Genomic DNA, 19,215 nt, shown 5'->3' on the forward strand with positions numbered 1-19,215 from the left:
CGACCTATAAAAATGCTCTTTTATCCAAGCGATATTGCGAAAGAAAAAGAAAAAAGAATATAAATGATGCAAAATACACCATATCGCGGCTGTCCACCACTCCGCGACTGATGCTTTCGTAGTGCGAATAAATGCCGAAATTCTGCAACCAATAATCTACATTTGCCAAAGACGGCAACTTACTGAAAGCATCAAAACCCTGATAAAAGAAAAAGCACAAAAATACGGCAATAATAAAAGCTACTACCTGATTGCTGCTCAACGAAGATGCAAACACGCCCAAAGCCGCAAAAGCACCCGCCAACAAAAGCAAGCCCATATACGAGCCGTTGGTCGCTCCCACATCAATATTTCCAGCCGGATTACCCAAATTATAAACACTGTAGTAGTAAATAAAAGTAGGAACAATGGCAAAAGCAATGAGCAACCACGCCGCCAAAAATTTTCCGCCCACGATTTGCGCACTCGTAAGCGGGCGCGTGATGAGCAGCTCCAAAGTACCGCTTTTGATTTCCTCCGCAAACAAACGCATCGTGACGGCAGGAATAAGAAACATCAAAATCCAGGGCGTGATGTTGAAAAAATAATCTAAAGAAGCATTCTGATAATCCAACAAATTTGTATCGGGAAAAACCCACAACAGCAAGCCATTTACCAACAAAAAAATACCCACACTCAAATAAGCAGTGAGCGAGCCGAAATAAGTATGTAATTCTTTGGCGAAAATGCTGAACATAACCGAATTATAATGTAGATGTGCAAATTTGCAGAATAATTTTCATAAAATGTAATGAAGATATATTCATCTTTTGTTGTAAAGATAAAAACGACAGGGCGAATACAAATATTATGGCAGGTTTTTCAGCAAAAAGCAAACCGCAAAGTTCTATCATAAAAAAATAATAAAATGAATTTTCTTATGGATATTTGCCTTTCCAAACTGCTGAAATGAAGGAGTTGATATTTGTATTTTTACGAAATATATCGTTAGCAATAATAGTATTGCTTATCTCGGAGTATGATGCAAAATTATACGCTCAATACGCCGCCCCTTTCCGAAATATCGCCGCCGATACCAACCAACTGCTTACAAAAGCCACTGCCACCGACACACTTCCGGCGGCTGTAAAACGCAAACGCCTCCTCGCCCTCAACAGTGCCGCCGCCGTATCGTATAGCGGTATGATGCTCGCCCTCAACGAAGCGTGGTACAGCCAATATGCCCGCAGTGCTTTACATTTTTACAACGACAACGGCGAGTGGAATCAAGTGGATAAAATAGGGCATACTTGGACAGCCTACTCCGAAGCACTTACACTGATGCACCTGTATCAATGGGCGGGAATGTCGCGGCGCAAAGCTGCTTTCTGGGGCGCATCGCTGGCTTGGTTGTTTCAGGGTAGCATTGAAGTATTAGATGGTTTTTCGGAAAAATGGGGCGCGTCCGGCGGAGATATTATAGCCAATACAAGCGGTTCATTGCTGATGTGGGCACAAGAAACGGCTTGGCAGGAGCAGCGATTTCATCTGAAGTTTTCATCGCATCGGGTAAACTATTCTCATTTTTCGGGGCAAGTGGCGGAGCGGGCACGCGATTTATACGGCAATACGGCGGCGGAGTTGGTGCTGAAAGATTACAACGGACAAACCTACTGGCTTACTTTTCACCCTTTGCGGGTGGCAGCACCACAAACTACGCTATTGCCCAAATGGTTGAATATAGCCATAGGCTACGGAGCAGAAAATATGCTGGGCGGCTACGCCAATGAATGGAAAGATGCCAACGGCGAAATAATAACACGCTACGATATTCCGCGATTGCGGCAGTATTATCTTTCGGTAGATGTGGATTTGAGCAAAATAAAAACACGCTCCAAATGGTTGCGAACTTTTTTATATGCCGCCAATATGATTAAAATTCCCGCACCTGCCTTAGAAATCAATTCGCAAGGAAAATTCACTTTTCACCCACTTTATTTCTGATATTTCTTTTTCGTCATGATAAAATCATTCATAAAAAAACCCTGCCCGATATCAAAGTCGGCGACCTGCTCTATCACAAACCCGTTTTTGAAATAAAAATTGATGGCTTTGTAATTTTGGCGATTTACCTGCAAACGAAATATGTCGGCTTGCGGAAATATATTTTCCAAACTTTGCAAAGTACGCCCTCCGATGCCGCCGCGTTGTTGTGTATGACGTACATACAACTTATTGATAAAACACTCCTGCGGCTGCGGAAAACTCACTGCCACAAATCCTTCTGTTGTATTGTTTTCTTCCACAAAATAAAATAACTGCTCGCCTGCTTCAAAAGTGTGTTGCAGCGAGGCTTCGGAATAAAGTGTTGCCAGCATATAGTCCACCTGCTGCTGTCCGATAACGGCGGGATAATGCGCTTGCCAGATGTCGTGAGCAAGGCGGCTGAGTTGTGGTATTTCGTGCAGAGCGATGGGACGGAGCAAAGTGTTTTTTATTATTTCCATAAAAAAAAAGAAAAATACAAAAGCCACCTTTGACGGCTCTGTTGTACAAAGGTGGCTTTTCTGAAAAAAATTTTAATGAGAAAAAAAGAAATTCTAAACGCTCAAAATCTCTTTGTCTTTGGCATCAACCAATTTATCTATTTTAACAATATAATCATCAGTCATTTTTTGAATCTCGGTTTCTAATTTCTTTTCATTATCCTCGGCTAAACCATCTTTAGTAAGGCGTTTAGCTACTTCGTTGGCATGTTTACGCACATTGCGCACGGCAACTTTGGCGTGTTCGCCTTCGTTTTTCACACGTTTTACCAATTCTTTGCGGCGTTCTTCGGTGAGCGGCGGAATATTGAGGCGTATCAAGTCACCGTCATTTTGAGGCGTAAGCCCTATATTGGAGGCAAAAATGGCTTTTTCAATCGGGTGCAACATGTTTTTCTCCCAGGGTTTGATGAGAATCGTGCGGGCATCGCCAGCACTCACATTTGCCACTTGCGGCAGCGGTGTGGGATTGCCATAGTAATCCACCATTACCTGATTTACCATAGAAGGGCTTGCTTTGCCGGCTCGTATAGCAGTGAGGGCAGTTTCCAAATGATGAATAGCACCATCCATATCGTGCTGTGCCTTATTTTTTATCTTGGCTACTTCTTCTGAAACGTTAATCATAAAAAATTTTTTCTGGAAAATATTAAAGTACGTTGGCTAAAAATAAAAAAACAAAAATAGATTGATTTGCTTTGTACATTACAAATATAAAACACAAAATAAAAGTTCCGTACATTTTTTTATTGGACGGAAATTATTTTTTTGAAGCCATAAAATTAAATAATAGTTTCGTTAATTATTTATCATCGCAACAATAACATAAAATTTTATCAATTTATGACTTTATCTATCCTGTATGAACGTATTCAGCGGCTGCAAGCGGATATTTTGAAAGAGCCGCCCATCAGTGAAATAAACCAACGCAGATTAGAGAAAAAAATTCGTTTGGAGTTCAATTACAACAGTAATCATTTAGAGGGCAATACGCTCACTTACGGCGAAACCGAACTGTTGTTGTACCGCGATAAATCGGGCAACACTGCCCACGATATGCGCGAATTAGAAGAAATGAAAGCACACGACCTCGCTTATCATCTTATTCAGGATTGGGCAAAAGAAAAAAATCGTCCGCTTATTGAAAATGATATAAAAAGCCTGCATAAAACTATTTTAGTACGGTCTTTTTGGAAAAACGCCACCACGCCCACAGGCGAAGCTACACGAAAATTAATTCAGGCAGGCACTTATAAAGAAACTCCAAATTCTGTATTGTTGCCCAATGGTGAAATGTTTGAATATACAAGCCCCTTAGATACGCCATTGGAAATGCAGCGTTTGATAAGTTGGTATCACGAAGAAGAGTACAAATCCGAACTGCCACCGATAGTATTAGCTGCTTTGCTGCATTATAAATTTGTGCGTATTCACCCTTTTGACGATGGCAACGGGCGTATGGCTCGCTTGCTGATGAATTATGTATTACTCAAACACGATTTACCGCCCGTCATTATCAAATCCGCAGAAAAAAAACAATATTTAAACGCTCTCAACCAAGCCGACACCGGAAATATAGAGGCTTTTACGGAATATATTGCTACCCAACTGCTGTGGAGTTTGGAATTGATGCTCAAAGCCACACGCAGCGAAGATATAGAAGAAGCCGATGATTTGGGCAAAGAAATTGAATTGCTCAAAAGAGATTTAAAAGAAAAAGAGGCAATAGAATTTATTAAAGACAAAGCGCAAATAAAGCAGCACTTAATTGAAATAATGGTTTCTCTTTTTGGAAAAGCCGATGCTGAACTAAAAACTTTTGATGAGTTGTTTTCTGAGGCCTTTTCTAAAATTTATATAGATAATGATGCGGTTAGAAACAGAGGTATATCCTTTCGTGATGCTGATTATTCTAAGGAACTACAAAGTTCTTTTGTATATCCAGAAGGCACAAGATACATCAGCTATATCAGAACGTTAAAAGATTTTAGGTATAATAGAGAAAATATTTTTTCAATAGACGTACAAATCATAATATTTTTTGATGCGTATAAATACATAATTAAATACGGAAAAGATGAAATATCCTTGCTTAATTATGAAAGTATCTCCGAGCAACAAGAAAATGAAATAGTAAGCAGCACGGTGCGCTCTGTATTGGAGCAAATAGAAAAAATGAAATAATGAACAGTTGGGTAGTCCCTAAAAAGTGTTGATAAAAAAGACTAAGCAATTGATGCTATGTATTTTTGTAGTATCAAAACATGAAAAAACAAAAAACATACCGCTTCGGCTTCTATTTTCCTATATTTCGCTATTCTATCGCCAAAAAAATAAAAATCGTTCTCATAGTTTTAGTGTTTTGTAAAGTGATGAATATAGTTTCTTCCTTGAATTTGCGCTTTTACAAAATAGCTGCCGCTCGCCAAGTGCCGCACATCTATTTGATTATCAATGCCTTTTTGCGCCAATCGCAAGCGACCCGCCGCATCGTAAATCTCTACGCTTTCTATTGTTTCACTGCTGTTGAGCGTGATAAAATCGCTGGCGGGATTGGGAAATACTACAAAAAAGTCTTCGCTGTGGGCATCGTACAATACCAACATCTGCGAAAAATCATCTGTGCCATCTCTGTTTTGCTGCCGCAAACGATAATAATTCAAGCCCGACAAAGGCTGTGCATCGCTGAAAGTGTAGCTATGTGCCTTGCCCGCCGCCGCCACTTTACCAATCACCGACCAACTCCGACCGTCTGCGCTGCGCTGTACCTCAAAAAAATCACTCGCATACTCCGCCGCCGTCGCCCACTCCAAAACATTTGCCGCAGTTGTACATTTGCCTCTGAAATACAGATAATCCACCGACAAAGGTGATAGTTCTATCACGGCAGTTTCGGTGGTATTCGTTACAATCGGGAAATTGTAGTCAAAATAAATTTCGGCGGTATTTTTGAGGTTGCTGCCTATCACCACACTGTCGGCGGCTTTGATTTTGAATGCCACAAATCCGTGACTTTCCGGCTCGTTGGTAGTGCTGTCCGGCAGATTGATGTTCTCAAAAAACACTTCCAAGGTGCGGTTTTCCAAGCGCAGACGATAATCGTGGCTCGCCGCTACCATTTGGAAAGTAGAAATATCCAAATTATCCGCCAACTCATCTTTCACCACCACCTGTATTGCCTCCGCGCTGCCCGTGTTTTGAAAGCGAATGACGTAATGCAAATAATCATCTATATTTTTTACCTCAATTTGCGAGCCTTGCAAGCAGGTTTTGTCGTTGGGGTCGAATGAATTAACAACAGTTTGGCGCAAAGCGGAGCTATTGTCTTCGGGCGTTTCGTCTGTTTGCGGATAATTGATGTATGCCAGAAAAGTAATTTCATCGCCGCCATTCAGAGGTGGTGTTTCTTGTGGCGTGTTCAGGTTGAGTGTAACATTAATACTGCGGCTCTCAAAAGGTTGCAAATCGGCGAAACTCCAAGTGAGGAGGCTGTCGCTTTGGGCAAGTGTGGGCGAAGCCGACACAAAATCCAATACGCTGTCGTCAAATTGAAGGTGAATACTGCCGCTTTCTTTTTGGTTGCCTTTGTTTTTGTAGGTAATTTGGTAGTTGGCATTAAAGCCCGGGCGGGCGGGATTTAGCGGAAGGAGCGTAATTTCCAAATCGTGGTGCGTGCCATTGGGCGCGATGCAGAAATTTTGGGTAACAGAGATATTATCGTCCTCTGTAAAGTTGAAAGTAGCCGCATTTACCGAAAAATAAGGATTTTCTAAGAAAGGCTGTAAGGTATAAGTACCCGCATTACAATATAGCTCATATTTTCCCAAATTATCTGAAACGGTATAGCCGCCTTCCGCATCATCTTCAACTTGTATAATTTGATAGCTCAAAGGCGCATCATTTTCATCACAACCATTATTTTCATTATCAAAAATGATATTACCCGAAATGGTATTGTAATTGCCGCCCGGCTCAAAAAAGCAATAGGTATTTACTTGGCAGTTGATTAAGCCATTTTGTATTGCTTTATTTTTTACACTTGCTAACTGACTTACATCACAACAGATATAAGCAAGGTTGGGGTTATTAGAAAAATTTAAAACACCTTCATTACTGCCATTTTTTATCAATAAGCTGCTCAGTTGATTTTCATAACAATATAAAGTTTTCAAATTGGGTAAATTAGAAACATCTAAACTCGTTAGTTGATTATCAGAACACCATAAATATTTCAAATTGGGTAAATTAGAAACATCTAAACTCGTCAGTTGATTAGAATGACACTGCAAATTTTTCAAATTGGATAAACCAGCTACATCTAAACTCGTCAGTTGATTTTCATAACAATATAAAGCTGTCAAATTGGGTAAATCAGCTACATCTAAACTCGTCAGTTGATTATCAGGACAACCCAAATGTTTCAAATTGACTAAACCAGATACATCTAAACTACTCAGTTGATTATCAGAACAAGATAAATATTCCAAATTGACTAAATCAGATACATCTAAACTCGTCAGTTGATTATCAGAACAAGATAAATATTCCAAATTGACTAAATCAGATACATCTAAACTCGTCAGTTGATTAACCTCACAACTTAAAAATTTTAAATTGGGTAAATCAGATACATCTAAACTCGTCAAACCATTCCACCCACAGCCTAAATTTTGCAAATTGGATAAATCAGCGACTTCCAAACTAGTCAGTTGATTATTAGAACAATATAAACTTTGCAAATTGGGTAAATTAGAAATCTCTAAACCTAAACTCGTAAGTTGATTTCTACTACAATCTAAAGTTTGCAAATTAGGTAAATTAGAAACCTCTAAACCTAAACTCGTCAGTTGATTTCTACTACAATCTAAAGTTTGCAAATTGGGTAAATCAGCTAACTCTAAATTATTCAGTTGATTAGAAGCACAATCTAAATATTGCAAATTGGGCAAATTAGCTAACTCTAAACCCGTTAATTGATTACCATTGCAATTTAAACCTTGCAAATTGATAAATGCCTCAATGCCTGTTAAATCTGAAATACTTTTATTGTATAAATACAAAGTATCCACCGCCTCCGCCTCTGCCACCTGTATTTCGCCATCGCTGTTGGTGTCAATTTTCGGGTAGTAATTCAAAAGGGCGTTTTTGAAATTTGGGTCGGGGATATTCACAATTTGGGCGGTGGCAAAATGTGTGTAGCAGATCGCCAAAAAAATAAAAATCGTTCTCATAGTTTTAGTGTTTTGTGAAATGATGGATATAATTTCTTCCCTGAATTTGCGCTTTTACAAAATAACTTCCACTCGCAAAACTCCGCACATCTATCTGATTACCAATGCCTTTTTGTGCCAATCGCAAGCGTCCCGCCGCATCGTAAATTTCTACGCCCTCTATTATCTCGCTGCTGTTGAGCGTGATGAAATCACTTGCCGGATTGGGCGAAATAAAAATGTTTATATCCGCCGCATCGCCGCCTATCGCCAACATCTGCGAAAAATCATCTGTGCCATCTCTGTTTTGTTGCCGCAAACGATAGTAATTCAAGCCCGACAAAGGCTGCGCATCGCTGAAAGTGTAGCTATGCGCCTTGCCCGCCGCCGCCACTTTGCCCAGCACCGACCAACTCCGACCGTCTGCGCTGCGCTGTACCTCAAAAAAATCACTCGCATACTCCGCCGCCGTTGCCCACTCCAAAATATTTTCCGCCACTGCACGCTTGCCCCTGAAATATAACCAATCCACCGACAAAGGTGACAGTTCTATCACGGCGGTTTCGGTGGTATTCGTTACAATCGGGAAATTGTAGTCAAAATAAATTTCGGCGGTATTTTTCAGGTTGCTGCCTATTGTCACACTGTCGGCGGCTTTGATTTTGAACGCCACAAATCCGTGACTTTCCGGCTCGTTGGTGGTGCTGTCGGGCAGATTGATGTTCTCAAAAAACACTTCCAAGGTGCGGTTTTCCAAGCGCAGACGATAATCGTGGCTCGCTGCTACCATCTGAAAAGTGGAAATATCCAAATTATCCGCCAACTCATCTTTCACCACCACTTGAATGGCTTCCGCACTGCCCGTATTTTGAAAACGAATGACGTAATGCAGGTAATCGTCTATGTTTTTTACCTCAATTTGTGAGCCTTGCAAGCAAGTTTTGTCGTTGGGGTCGTAAGAATTGACGACTGTTTGGCGCAAAGCGGAGCTATTGTCTTCGGGCGTTTCGTCTGTTTGCGGATAATTGATGTATGCCAAAAAAGTAATTTCATCGCCGCCGTTCAGAGGCGGTGTTTCTTGCGGCGTGTTCAGGTTAAGTGTAACATTAATACTGCGGCTTTCAAAAGGCTGCAAGTCGGCGAAACTCCAAGTGAGGAGGCTGTCGCTTTGGGCGGCAAGTGTGGGCGAAGCCGACACAAAATCCAATACGCTGTCGTCAAATTGCAGGTGAATACTGCCGCTTTCGGTTTGTGTGCCTTTGTTTTTATAGGTAATTTGGTATTGAGCATTAAAACCCGGGCGGGCGGGATTTAGCGGAAGGAGCGTAATTTCCAAATCGTGGTGTGTGCCGTTGGGCGCGATGCAGAAATTTTGAGTAACAGAGATATTATCGTCCTCCGTAAAGTTGAAAGTAGCAGAACTTACCGAAAAATAAAGATTTTCTAAGAAAGGCTGTAATGTATATGTACCCGCATTACAATAAAATTTATAATCTCCCGAATTATCACAAACCGTATAACCGCCTTCCGCATCATCTTCAACTTGTATAATTTGATAATTCAAAGGCACATCATTTTCATCACAACCATTATTTTCATCATCAAAAATAACATTGCCTAAAATGGTATTGTAGTTACCGCCTAATTCAAAAGAGCAATAAGTATTGATTAGACAGTTGTTTAATCCGTTTGCTGTTGCTTTATTTCTTACATATTCTAATTGGCTTTCATCGCAGCAGATATAAGCGAGATTGGGGTTATTTGAAAAATATAAACCTTGGTTTGTATTACCACCATTTTCATTAATTCCATTTTTTATAAACAAACTCGTCAGTTGATTAAAAGAACAAATTAAATATTGCAAATTGATTAAATTAGATACATCTAACTTACTTAGTTGATTACCATAACAAAATAAATATTGTAAATTGGTTAAATTATTTATTTCTAAACTACTCAGTTGATTAAAAGAACAATGTAAATATTGTAAATTGGTTAAATTATTTATTTCTAAACTACTCAGTTGATTATCACTACAATCTAAAGTTTGCAAATTGACTAAATTGGAAATGTCTAAACTACTCAGTTGATTATCACCACAATCTAAATATTCTAAATTAACTAAATCAGATACTTCTAAAACCGTTAGTTCATTTCCAGAACAATTCAAGTGTTGTAAATTTAAAAAGCCTTAATACCCGTTAAATCTGTAATATTCTTATTAAATAAATACAACGAATCCACCGCCTCCGCCTCTGCCACCTGTATTTCGCCATCGTTGTTGGTGTCAATGATAGGGCTGTGGTTCAAAAGGGCGTTTTTGAAATTTGGGTCGGGGATATTTACAATTTGGGCGGTGGCAAAATGGGTGTAACAGATTGCCAAAAAAATAAAAATCGTTCTCATAGTTTTAGTGTTTTGTAAAGTGATGGATATAGTTTCTTCCCTGAATTTGTGCTTTTACAAAATAACTGCCACTCGCAAAATTCCGCACATCTATTTGATGACCAATGCCTTTTTGCGCCAATCGCAAACGACCCGCCGCATCATAAATCTCTACACTCTCTATTATCTCGCTGCTGTTGAGCGTGATGAAATCGCTGGCGGGGTTGGGAAATACTGCAAAAAGTCTTCGCTGTGGGCATCGTACAATACCAACATCTGCGAAAATCATCTGGCATCTCTGTTTTGCTGCCGCAAACGATAATATCAGCCCGACAGGCTGGCATCTGAAAGTGTACATCGCGCCGCCGCCACTTTGCCCAGCACCGACCAACCCGACCGTCTGCGCTGCGCTGTACCCAAAAAATCACTCGCATACTCCGCCGCCGTCGCCCACTCCAAAACATTTGCCGCAGTTGTACATTTGCCTCTGAAATACAGATAATCCACCGACAAAGGTGACAGTTCTATCACGGCGGTTTCGGTGGTGTTCGTTACAATCGGGAAATTGTAGTCAAAATAAATTTCGGCGGTGTTTTTGAGTTGGCTGCCTATTGCCACACTGTCGGCGGCTTTGATTTTGAACGCCACAAAACCGTGACTTTCCGGCTCGTTGGCGGTGCTGTCCGGCAAATTGATGTTCTCAAAAAATACTTCCAAGATGCGGTTTTCCAAGCGGAGGCGATAATCGTGGCTCGCCGCCACCATCTGGAAAGTAGAAATATCCAAATTATCCACCAACTCATCTTTCACCACCACCTGTATTGCCTCCGCACTGCCTGTATTTTGAAAACGAATGACGTAATGCAGGTAATCGTCTATATTTTTTACATCAATTTGAGAACCTTGCAAGCAAGTTTTGTTGTTGGGGTCGTAAGAATCGACGACTGTTTGATTAAATGTAGAATTATTGTCGTTGGGGTTTCGTCTGTTTGTGGATAATCGCTGTATGCCAGAAAATTCAAAACATCTCCGATGTTCAGAGGCGGTGTTTCTTGCGGCGAATTGAGGTTGAGTGTGAGGTTAATACTGCGGCTTTCAAAGGGCTGTAAGTTGGCGAAACTCAAGTGAGGAGGCTGTCGCTTTGGGCGGCAAGGGCGGGCGAAGCCGACACAAAATCCAATACGCTGTCGTCAAATTGAAGGTAAATACTACCGCTTTCTTTTTGGTTGCCTTTGTTTCTGCAGATAATTTTATACTTTGCATCAAAACCCGGGCGGGCAGAATTTAGCGGATGGAACGTAATTTCCAAATCGTGGTGCGTGCCGTTGGCGGTGATGCAGAAATTTTGGGTGGTGGTGAGATTTGTTTCGGTAAAGTTAAAAGTAGCAGCATTTACAGAAAAATAAGGATTTTCTACAAAAGGTAGTAATGTATAAGTTCCTTTACCACAATATAATTTATAGCTTCCTGAATTATCAGAATTAATATAACTGCCTTCTGCACCGTCTTCAACTTGTATAAGTTGATTCGCTAATGGCACATCATTTTCATCACAACTATTATTTTCATTATCAAAGATGATGTTACCTGAAATAGTATTGTAATTACCGCCCGGCTCAAACGAACAATAGGTATTAACTTGGCAGTTGTTTAATCCAAATTCTACTGCTTTGTTTTTTACAAATTCCAATTGATCCGTATCACAGCAGATATAAGCAAGATTGGGGTTACTCCCAAAATAAAATACTGTTCCAAAATTATTACTTCCGTTTTTTAAAATTAGTATCTCCAATAAATTATTTCCACAAGCAAAAGAATAAAGTGCCTTGCATTTGCTAACATCTAAATAGGTTAATTTGTTACCGTTACAATCAAAATATTTTAGACTTATAAGGTCATCAACATTTAATGAAGTTAATAAGTTTTGATAAGAATCTAATCCAGCAATTTTTGTTGAACCAGAAACATTTAGGTAGGTAAGTTGGTTGTTAAAACAGACTACTCCGTATAAATTTTTGAGTTCATGAACATCTAAACTATCTATAAAATTATTGGAATAGTCTAACATAGACAAATCCTTTAAATTTTGTACATTCAATTTTGCTAATGAGTTTTGATTACAATACAAATTTTTTAAATGTATCAAATTGCTGACATCTAATACACTTATATTATTTTGTGAACATCTAAAAAATTCAAGATTTACAAACACTTCAATCCCTGTTAAATCTGAAATACTTTTATTATTCAAATCTAGAGTACCCACTGCCTCCGCCTCTGCCACTTGTATTTCGTCATCGTTGTTGGTGTCAATGGCGGGGTTGTGGCTCAAAAGGGCGTATTTGAAATTCGGGTCGGGGATATTCACAATTTGGGCGGTGGCAAAAAAAGTACCCAACAAAACCGCGCCCAAGAGTAGCCCGCCTTTGCCAAATAATGTCGTAAAGATGTGTTTCATAGCATCTATGTTTTTTTTATAGGGTTAATGGATAAAAATCAAAGAGCAAAAAAAAGCGGGTTTGCAATAGGGGTTTGCAAGTGCTTTTTTTCTTCAACTACTATTTTGCTGATTTAGCCCTTTTGGGTGCTTATTTCGGCTGAACGCCGCGCTCCGCCGGAGGCTAAATCAACAGATATAGCAACATAGTAAATAGTGGATAGGCTGATGATGAGCAAGAAAACACACCGTATCAAATGCTGTTCGGTGCTTTGCCTACTTATCACGCAACAAAATTGTAGGGAATTTGCATAGCTACAAAAATCAAAAAACACAAAAAATATTTTTTATTTAAAACGTTTTTCATATAGTTTTAAAAATAATACAGTTCATAAAAAATTAATAATCAATAATTTACAATTAAAAATTTAAAAGATTTATTTTATTAAAAAAATGTTGAAAATTTTTTAAAAAAATACTGTTTTTTTGTGTTTTAAATATTATTCCTTTGCACCGATGCACCAGAGCAAGGTATTTTCTTATCTCAAAACTTTCAGCGAAAAGGAATGGAAATCCTTTGAAAAATTTGTGCAGTCGCCTTATTTCGGCGGCTCGGAGTCTTTGCTGCATTTGTTGCAATATATCCGCAAATGGTCGCAAAAAGATTGGCAACACCGCCGCCTGCACCGCGAAGCCGCCTACCGATTTTTGTTTCCGAAAGATGCCGATATTCAGATTATCAAATTGCAGCAACTGATGAGCCTGCTCACCGCTTGCATTGAGCAATTTTGGGTGCAGCAACGCCTGACGGTGGAGGAAGATATGTATCAAATACAACTGGCGCACAGCCTCCAAATGCGCGGTTTGAAAGCGCATTGCGAAAGCAGCCGACACAAAACCCGCCAATTGTTGCAGCAGCAAGCCCTTCGTGCCGATGTCACTTTGTATCGCTACTACGAGTTGGCGGTGCAGCAACATCAGATGGTGGAGGCGGAGGCGGTGCGCAATGTAGAGCCTTGCTTGCAGGAAGTGATGGACAGCCTTGATGTTTTTTATTGTACCAATAAATTGAGGTATTATTGCAAAGCCTTGAATTTCAAACGATTAAAACAACAACAACATTATAATTTCGGCTTCACTGAGCCGCTGCTCGATTTTGTAAAACAAGCGCGTTTTCTGCAATCTTCCCTCATTGAAATGTACTACTGCATTGCGCAAACGCTCTTGGCAGTGCCCGACAGCGAAGTTTTTTACAGGCAGTTCAAAGCGATTTTGCTCCAAAACGACCCCCTCATCAGCCGCGAAGAAAAACAACATCTTTTTATTTTTGCCATCAATTTTTGTATCGCCGAAATCAATGCGGGCAAGCGCGAATACTGGAACGAAGTTTTTCATATTTACCAAACCGAAATAGATTTTGATTTGCTTTTGGTGCAGGGTATTGTTCCGGCAGCGAGCTACCGCAATATTTTTGTGGTAGCCGAAATTTTGGGCGAGTTGGCGTGGTTAGATGATTTTTTGCTGAAGCACAAAGACAGAGTGGAGGCGGCGGCGTATCGCCTCAATGTGGCAAAACTGCGCTTTTTGCAGCAGCGGCATCGCACCGTTTTGCAGGAGTTGGAGCAACTCACCCCCGACGATAAACAAATGTTGCTCACTGCTAAATGCTTACAAATCAAGGCTTTGTATGAATTATATTGTCAAGATGAAAAAACGCTCCAGTACGAAGATGCTTTGAGTGCGCATTTGGTGAATTTTACGAATTATTTGCACCGCAATAAAAGCATTTTGCCCACCAATTATGTGTATTATCTCAATTTTTGCAAGTATCTGCACCGCATTATAGTATGGGCAGATATGCCGCAGCGTAATAGCAAAGAAAGGCAGCTTTTAGCCGATAAAATACAGAAAACCACCGAAATTACCGAAAAAAAATGGCTGCTTGACGTGTTGTCGCGCTTTTGACAACATAGGGTTTTTGTATTTTTAATACGGAATTTGTTTGTCGTGCGGGTCGTATTTCGGATATTCCAATAATTTTTCCAACTCGCGCTCCAATTCCGGCGTGAGGGCGTGCTCGATGGCTTCGGCGGTTTCGTGCAGGTGGTCGGGGGGCAATTTGAGGTAGCGTTGCATATACAATTCCCACAAACGGTGCAGCCGCACAATGCGTTTGCCTTGTTGCATACCCTCCTGCGACAATCGCCAGTTGTTGTTTTTTTGTAATACGGAATTTTTTTCGTTCTAAATATTTCAAGCCCGCTTGTAGTTCGGTTTGTGTGAAACTATGTAAATTTTTGAGCGATTCCAAAGACTGAAAACTCGAAAAATCATTGCTGCGCTCGCCTGCCATATAGAGGGTTTTGAGGATATTTTCGGTGAGCATTTTGTGCTGATACTGCCGTTTTTCGCGGTTTTTAAACAACCAGCCTTTTTTGGGAGCTATCAACACCGAAGTCCACAGCAGCAGCGTTAATATCACCACTATCCAAGGACCGGTGGGCATATCGGGCAGCAAATACGACACAAAAGCACCCAAAACACTCGCCACCGCCCCCACTATCGCCGACAGCAGCACCAAAGTAGGCAGGTGGTCTGTCCAATAACGCGCCGCTACGGTGGGTATTATCAAAAGTGCCGCCATCAGTACCACGCCCACCGCTTGTATGCCCGCCACAATGGTGAGTACGCTTGCCGCCGACAATACAATATTATAAAAACGAAGCGGAAGACCTAACGTTTGTGCATATTGCGCATCAAAAGCAATGAGCGAAAAGGGTTTGAAAAACAACAATAACACTAACAGCACCAAAGCGCACACCACCATATACAATTGCAGGTCGGAGGGCAGCAAGGAGGCAGCTTTGCCAAACAAAAAACGGTCTAATCCGCTTTGTGCGGCGTTGCCGCTGTGCTGTATGTAGGTGAGGAGCATCATTCCGCCCCCAAAAAAAAACGACAGCACTATCCCCAAAGCGGTATCGCTTTTGATGCGGCTGCGACTTGTGATAATATTAACGGCAGCCACCGCTAACCAGCCCGTAGCCAAAGCACCCACCAGCAGTGCCAGCGTGTTTTTCTCGCCCGTTGCCAAAAAAGCAATACAAATACCCGGCAATACGGCGTGTGCCACCACATCGCCCACTAAGGCTTGGCGGCGCAATACCATAAAACTCCCCACCATTCCCGAACAAATACCAATCAGTATCAAGCCCAGCACCACAAAACGCACGTTGGGGTCGCTGAAATTGAAAAACTGAACGAGTATATCAAAAAAATTGCTCACAGGCAGTACCGTTAAAAAAAGTTCAATAATGTACAAAAATAATCACCCTGAAGATAATAAAATTATATTTTTTAAAAAAGCAGCCTGTAGTATTGTATTTCAGGAAGTAAAAGTATGGTGTGTATTTTTCGTAAAACACATTTAGCATTTTTATCATAAGACGAAAATTGATTGTTATTTTTTAAAAAAAACGACACTTTTGTATAGACCGAATTGATAGCTTTTTGTCGTTGTTAAACATTTTTTCCGGCAGCCGCGAATATATGAGGCACTCAACCAAAATTAGGGTTGTATTTTTGGTTGGGTTTATCTGCTCCATTAGGATAAGTTCCTTTTTTAGATTTTTAAAAGAGCCATATACTTAAAAAAAGCCCCTTACTCTGCACGGTGGAGCAGCTCATCATTTTTATCAAACTATCATTTTTATTGCATCTATGCTATATTTTAGGCTCAGAGGTGCATCGTTTACGTCTGCCACCGTGAACGTTTACGTCAGGAACGTGAAATTTAGCGTCAGGAACGTGAAAATTTACGTCTGCCACCGTGAAATTTTACGCCCGATACCGTGAAATTTCACGTCAGGAACGTGAAAATTGGCGTAAAGAACGTAAATGATACACCTCCGAAAGTTTACGCCCTCCACCGTGAACGTTTACGTCAGGAACGTGAAATTTTACGCCCTCCACCGTGAAATTTTACGTCTGGAACGTGAAAGTTTACGTCCTCCACCGTGAACGTTTACGTCTGGAACGTGAAATTTTACGCCTGCCACCGTGAACGTTTACGTCTGGAACGTGAAAGTTTACGTCCTCCACCGTGAACGTTTACGTCTGGAACGTGAAATTTTACGCCTGCCACCGTGAACGTTTACGTCTGGAACGTGAAATTTTACGCCTGCCACTGTGAACGTTTACGTCTGGAACATGAAAGTTTACGCCCTCCACCGTGAACGTTTACGTCTGGAACATTGTATTTGGGGGTTGGACGATGAACATTTTTAAGATTTTTAAAAAAAGTAATATGCTTTTAAAAAAACTCCTTGCTCTGCACGATTGCCAGCTTTTTTTCTTTTAATGTCGTTTTAATTTTTAGTATCCCAAAAATTATACTTTTTTTGGGGTATTACTTATAGATATTTTTTAGTCGGCTTATGAAAACGTCATCATACTATTTGTTCCGTACATTCCTGACACTTGTTGGGTGGGGCAGCTTTCTGCTGTTGTTTGGCAGTGTGCGCGCTCAACAGCCTTTATATTACAGCTATCAAAATCCTCCGGTATTCAAAAACAACGACACCCTTGATTTGGCGTGGCTCGGCGGCTTGAACAACCCTCAGTTTTCAAACCCCGACCTCAATCACGATACCCACGAAGACCTGCTCCTTTTTGACCGCAGCGACAGCCGCTGGCTCGCTTTTATCTATAATTTTTCTGATGCCGCTTTTCCTTACTCTTTTCAGGAAGCCTATACCCGCCATTTGCCGCCGATACAACATTGGGCGCGTTTTGCCGACCTCAACTGCGACCAAACCCCCGACTTAATCGCCTATAACAACAGCGAAGGTGCAGCGGTTTTTTGGGGTATTTATCAAAACGACACCCTCACCTTTGCCGCTACGCCCGCCGCTACTTTGACGGACAGCGACAACAACAGTATTATTATTTCTTCTGACGACCTGCCCGACTTCGCCGATATAGACCAAGACGGAAAAACGGATTTGCTCACTTTTAATCCCGATGGCGGTTTTGTGTTTTGGTATAAAAACGAAGCCTGCAACGCCTCTTTTGTGCTTGCAGACCCTTGCTGGGGCGATTTTTACGAAACCGGCGGCAGCACCGCCTTAGATTTGCAAGCACCTTGCTTTGCTGCCAAAACACCCCCACCTTCGCGCCACCCGGGTTCTACGTTGCTGGCGTGGGATTTGGACTTTGACCAAGACCAAGAGCTTTTTTTGGGCGACATCAGTTTTGATGCGCTCACGCTTGCCTACAATAACGGCACTGCCAACGATGCAAATGTTTTGGAACAAGATGCCAATTTTCCGTCTTACGATGTGCCCGTCAATCTGCGCACTTTTCCGGCGGCTTTCCGCATTGATGTCAATAAAGACCAACGCTACGATTTGCTCGCTGTACCCAATGCGCCGCTCGGCTCTTTGCAACGCAATTGTGTGTGGCTGTACAATAATGTTGGCAACCCTGCTGCCGAAATTTTTGCTTTTGAAAAAAACAACTTTTTGCAAGATGAAATGATAGAACTCAGCCGCAGCACGCACCCCGCTTTTTTTGATGTCAATGGCGATGGCTTATTAGATATTGTAAGCGGCAACTATGCCTACAATGATACGCTCGGAAAGTTTATACCCGCTTTGGCGTATTTTCAGAACAGCGGCACGGCAGATATGCCCGCTTTTGAATGGGTGAGCAGCGATTTTGCACAAGTGTCGGCGCAGTTTGCCGAGCCGCACTACGGCTTGCGCCCCACCTTCGGCGATACAGACGGCGATGGCGACAGCGATATGGTATTGGGTGATTTTTCGGGCAATGTGCATTTGTTTGAAAATACCGCCGCCGCCAACAGCAGCGCACAATTTGTATTGAAACACGAAAACTGGCAAAATATACACGTTTCTTTGCTGGCTGCACCGCATTTGGCAGACCTCAACAATGACGGATTGCAGGATTTGCTCATAGGCACGGCTAACGGCACTGTGGAATACTGGAAAAATACGGGAACACCGCAAAATGCGGCTTTTGAGCTGATGAATAATTTTTTGGGGGAAATAGATGTGCGCAAAGACGGTGAATTTACGGGAAATGCCGTACCGTTTGCCTACAAAAATGCCACTAATCAATGGCAATTGGCAGTGGGGGCTTTGTCGGGAAAATTGTGGGTATATGGCGATATTGAAAATAATATGGACAGTGGCGACAGTTTTGAGCTGCTCGGCAATGAGTCGTTGCCCTTTGGCGGGCGCGAGTTGAGCATCGCTATTGCCGATGTGGAAAATGACGGCTGGCGAGAGGTGCTCTGTGGCACTGTGCGCGGCGGTTTGTTGTGGGCAAGCGAGCACGAAATCATCAGTGGCGGCGGCGATGCTCTCCTATATGGCGCACAGCAAAATGGCGGCTTTTATATTTCCTCAGCCCGCTTTGCCCCGCGAAAATGTTTTTTTATACAACCCGCAGCAAGTATTGATTGAAGATATAGAAATGTATGATGTGCAGGGAAAAAGATGCGCCCATTGGAATATACATACCGATAATACACAAATAACATTGTCGCCGCCTGTTGCAACACTGCCAAACGGCTTGTATTTTATTCGTATTATTGTGGCAGGTAGAAATTATGTTATAAAGTGGAGATATTGAA

Annotated in this window: 16 protein-coding genes; 5 read left to right on the forward strand and 11 right to left on the reverse strand. The window is 41.4% G+C overall.

The genetic code is table 11. The features are described 5' to 3' along the window. Positions 1–4 precede the first annotated feature (4 nt). On the reverse strand, positions 5–736 hold the full coding sequence (gene gldF / locus IPL35_03765) for a gliding motility-associated ABC transporter permease subunit GldF (protein MBK8442571.1): 732 nt from the start codon (positions 734–736) through the stop codon (positions 5–7). A 266-nt stretch (positions 737–1,002) separates the two neighbouring features. Between gldF and IPL35_03770 the strand changes: the two genes are divergently transcribed. Continuing rightward, the gene (locus IPL35_03770) at positions 1,003–1,983 is read left to right on the forward strand and encodes a DUF2279 domain-containing protein (GenBank protein ID MBK8442572.1); all 981 of its coding nucleotides are present in this window, start codon (positions 1,003–1,005) and stop codon (positions 1,981–1,983) included. Here the strand turns inward: IPL35_03770 and IPL35_03775 are convergent. After that, a complete protein-coding gene (locus IPL35_03775; protein MBK8442573.1) occupies positions 1,974–2,465 on the reverse strand; it encodes a GNAT family N-acetyltransferase in 492 nt (163 codons plus the stop codon). The genes IPL35_03770 and IPL35_03775 overlap by 10 nt on opposite strands. Positions 2,466–2,579: 114 nt before the next feature. Continuing rightward, complete coding sequence (gene frr / locus IPL35_03780; GenBank protein MBK8442574.1) at positions 2,580–3,152, reverse strand: ribosome recycling factor; 573 nt, start codon at positions 3,150–3,152, stop codon at positions 2,580–2,582. Positions 3,153–3,368: 216 nt separating this feature from the next. Between frr and IPL35_03785 the strand changes: the two genes are divergently transcribed. After that, positions 3,369–4,709: a Fic family protein gene (locus IPL35_03785; GenBank protein MBK8442575.1), complete on the forward strand. Its 1,341-nt coding sequence runs from the start codon at positions 3,369–3,371 to the stop codon at positions 4,707–4,709. Positions 4,710–4,879: 170 nt separating this feature from the next. Here IPL35_03785 and IPL35_03790 read toward each other — a convergent pair whose 3' ends face one another. From IPL35_03790 to IPL35_03820, 7 genes are read right to left on the reverse strand one after another with little or no spacing between them, the layout of a single operon-like run. Next, positions 4,880–7,756, reverse strand: coding sequence for a leucine-rich repeat domain-containing protein (locus IPL35_03790; GenBank protein ID MBK8442576.1), 2,877 nt, complete (start codon positions 7,754–7,756; stop codon positions 4,880–4,882). A gap of 4 nt (positions 7,757–7,760) precedes the next feature. After that, positions 7,761–9,905: a leucine-rich repeat domain-containing protein gene (locus tag IPL35_03795; protein ID MBK8442577.1), complete on the reverse strand. Its 2,145-nt coding sequence runs from the start codon at positions 9,903–9,905 to the stop codon at positions 7,761–7,763. Between the two features lie 11 nt (positions 9,906–9,916). Continuing rightward, on the reverse strand, positions 9,917–10,141 hold the full coding sequence (locus IPL35_03800; GenBank protein MBK8442578.1) for a hypothetical protein: 225 nt from the start codon (positions 10,139–10,141) through the stop codon (positions 9,917–9,919). Between the two features lie 4 nt (positions 10,142–10,145). Next, entirely contained in the window at positions 10,146–10,409 is a 264-nt protein-coding gene (locus IPL35_03805) for a T9SS type A sorting domain-containing protein (GenBank protein MBK8442579.1), read from the reverse strand. 35 nt (positions 10,410–10,444) lie between these two features. Beyond that, complete coding sequence (locus IPL35_03810) at positions 10,445–11,029, reverse strand: hypothetical protein (GenBank protein ID MBK8442580.1); 585 nt, start codon at positions 11,027–11,029, stop codon at positions 10,445–10,447. Next, positions 11,005–11,244 (reverse strand): hypothetical protein, encoded by a 240-nt coding sequence (locus tag IPL35_03815; GenBank protein ID MBK8442581.1) that lies wholly within the window; start codon positions 11,242–11,244, stop codon positions 11,005–11,007. Before IPL35_03815 ends, IPL35_03810 begins: the two co-directional genes overlap by 25 nt. Further along, on the reverse strand, positions 11,241–12,578 hold the full coding sequence (locus tag IPL35_03820; protein MBK8442582.1) for a hypothetical protein: 1,338 nt from the start codon (positions 12,576–12,578) through the stop codon (positions 11,241–11,243). The genes IPL35_03815 and IPL35_03820 overlap by 4 nt, the downstream gene beginning before the upstream one ends. A gap of 495 nt (positions 12,579–13,073) precedes the next feature. Between IPL35_03820 and IPL35_03825 the strand changes: the two genes are divergently transcribed. Then, positions 13,074–14,522: a hypothetical protein gene (locus tag IPL35_03825; GenBank protein ID MBK8442583.1), complete on the forward strand. Its 1,449-nt coding sequence runs from the start codon at positions 13,074–13,076 to the stop codon at positions 14,520–14,522. Here the strand turns inward: IPL35_03825 and IPL35_03830 are convergent. Next, positions 14,479–15,843, reverse strand: a complete 1,365-nt coding sequence (locus IPL35_03830; protein MBK8442584.1) for a metal ABC transporter permease — start codon at positions 15,841–15,843, stop codon at positions 14,479–14,481. The two genes, IPL35_03825 and IPL35_03830, sit on opposite strands and share 44 nt — an antisense overlap. A gap of 1,171 nt (positions 15,844–17,014) precedes the next feature. Here IPL35_03830 and IPL35_03835 point away from each other — a divergent pair. Then, positions 17,015–19,045 carry a VCBS repeat-containing protein gene (locus tag IPL35_03835; protein MBK8442585.1) on the forward strand — a complete coding sequence of 677 codons (2,031 nt, stop codon included), beginning with the start codon at positions 17,015–17,017 and terminating at the stop codon, positions 19,043–19,045. Then, positions 18,996–19,214: a T9SS type A sorting domain-containing protein gene (locus IPL35_03840; GenBank protein ID MBK8442586.1), complete on the forward strand. Its 219-nt coding sequence runs from the start codon at positions 18,996–18,998 to the stop codon at positions 19,212–19,214. The genes IPL35_03835 and IPL35_03840 overlap by 50 nt, the downstream gene beginning before the upstream one ends. The last annotated feature ends 1 nt before the right edge of the window (position 19,215 follow it).

This window comes from Sphingobacteriales bacterium (genome assembly GCA_016711285.1).
In the GTDB taxonomy this organism is placed as follows: Bacteria; Bacteroidota; Bacteroidia; order Chitinophagales; family UBA2359; genus JADJTG01.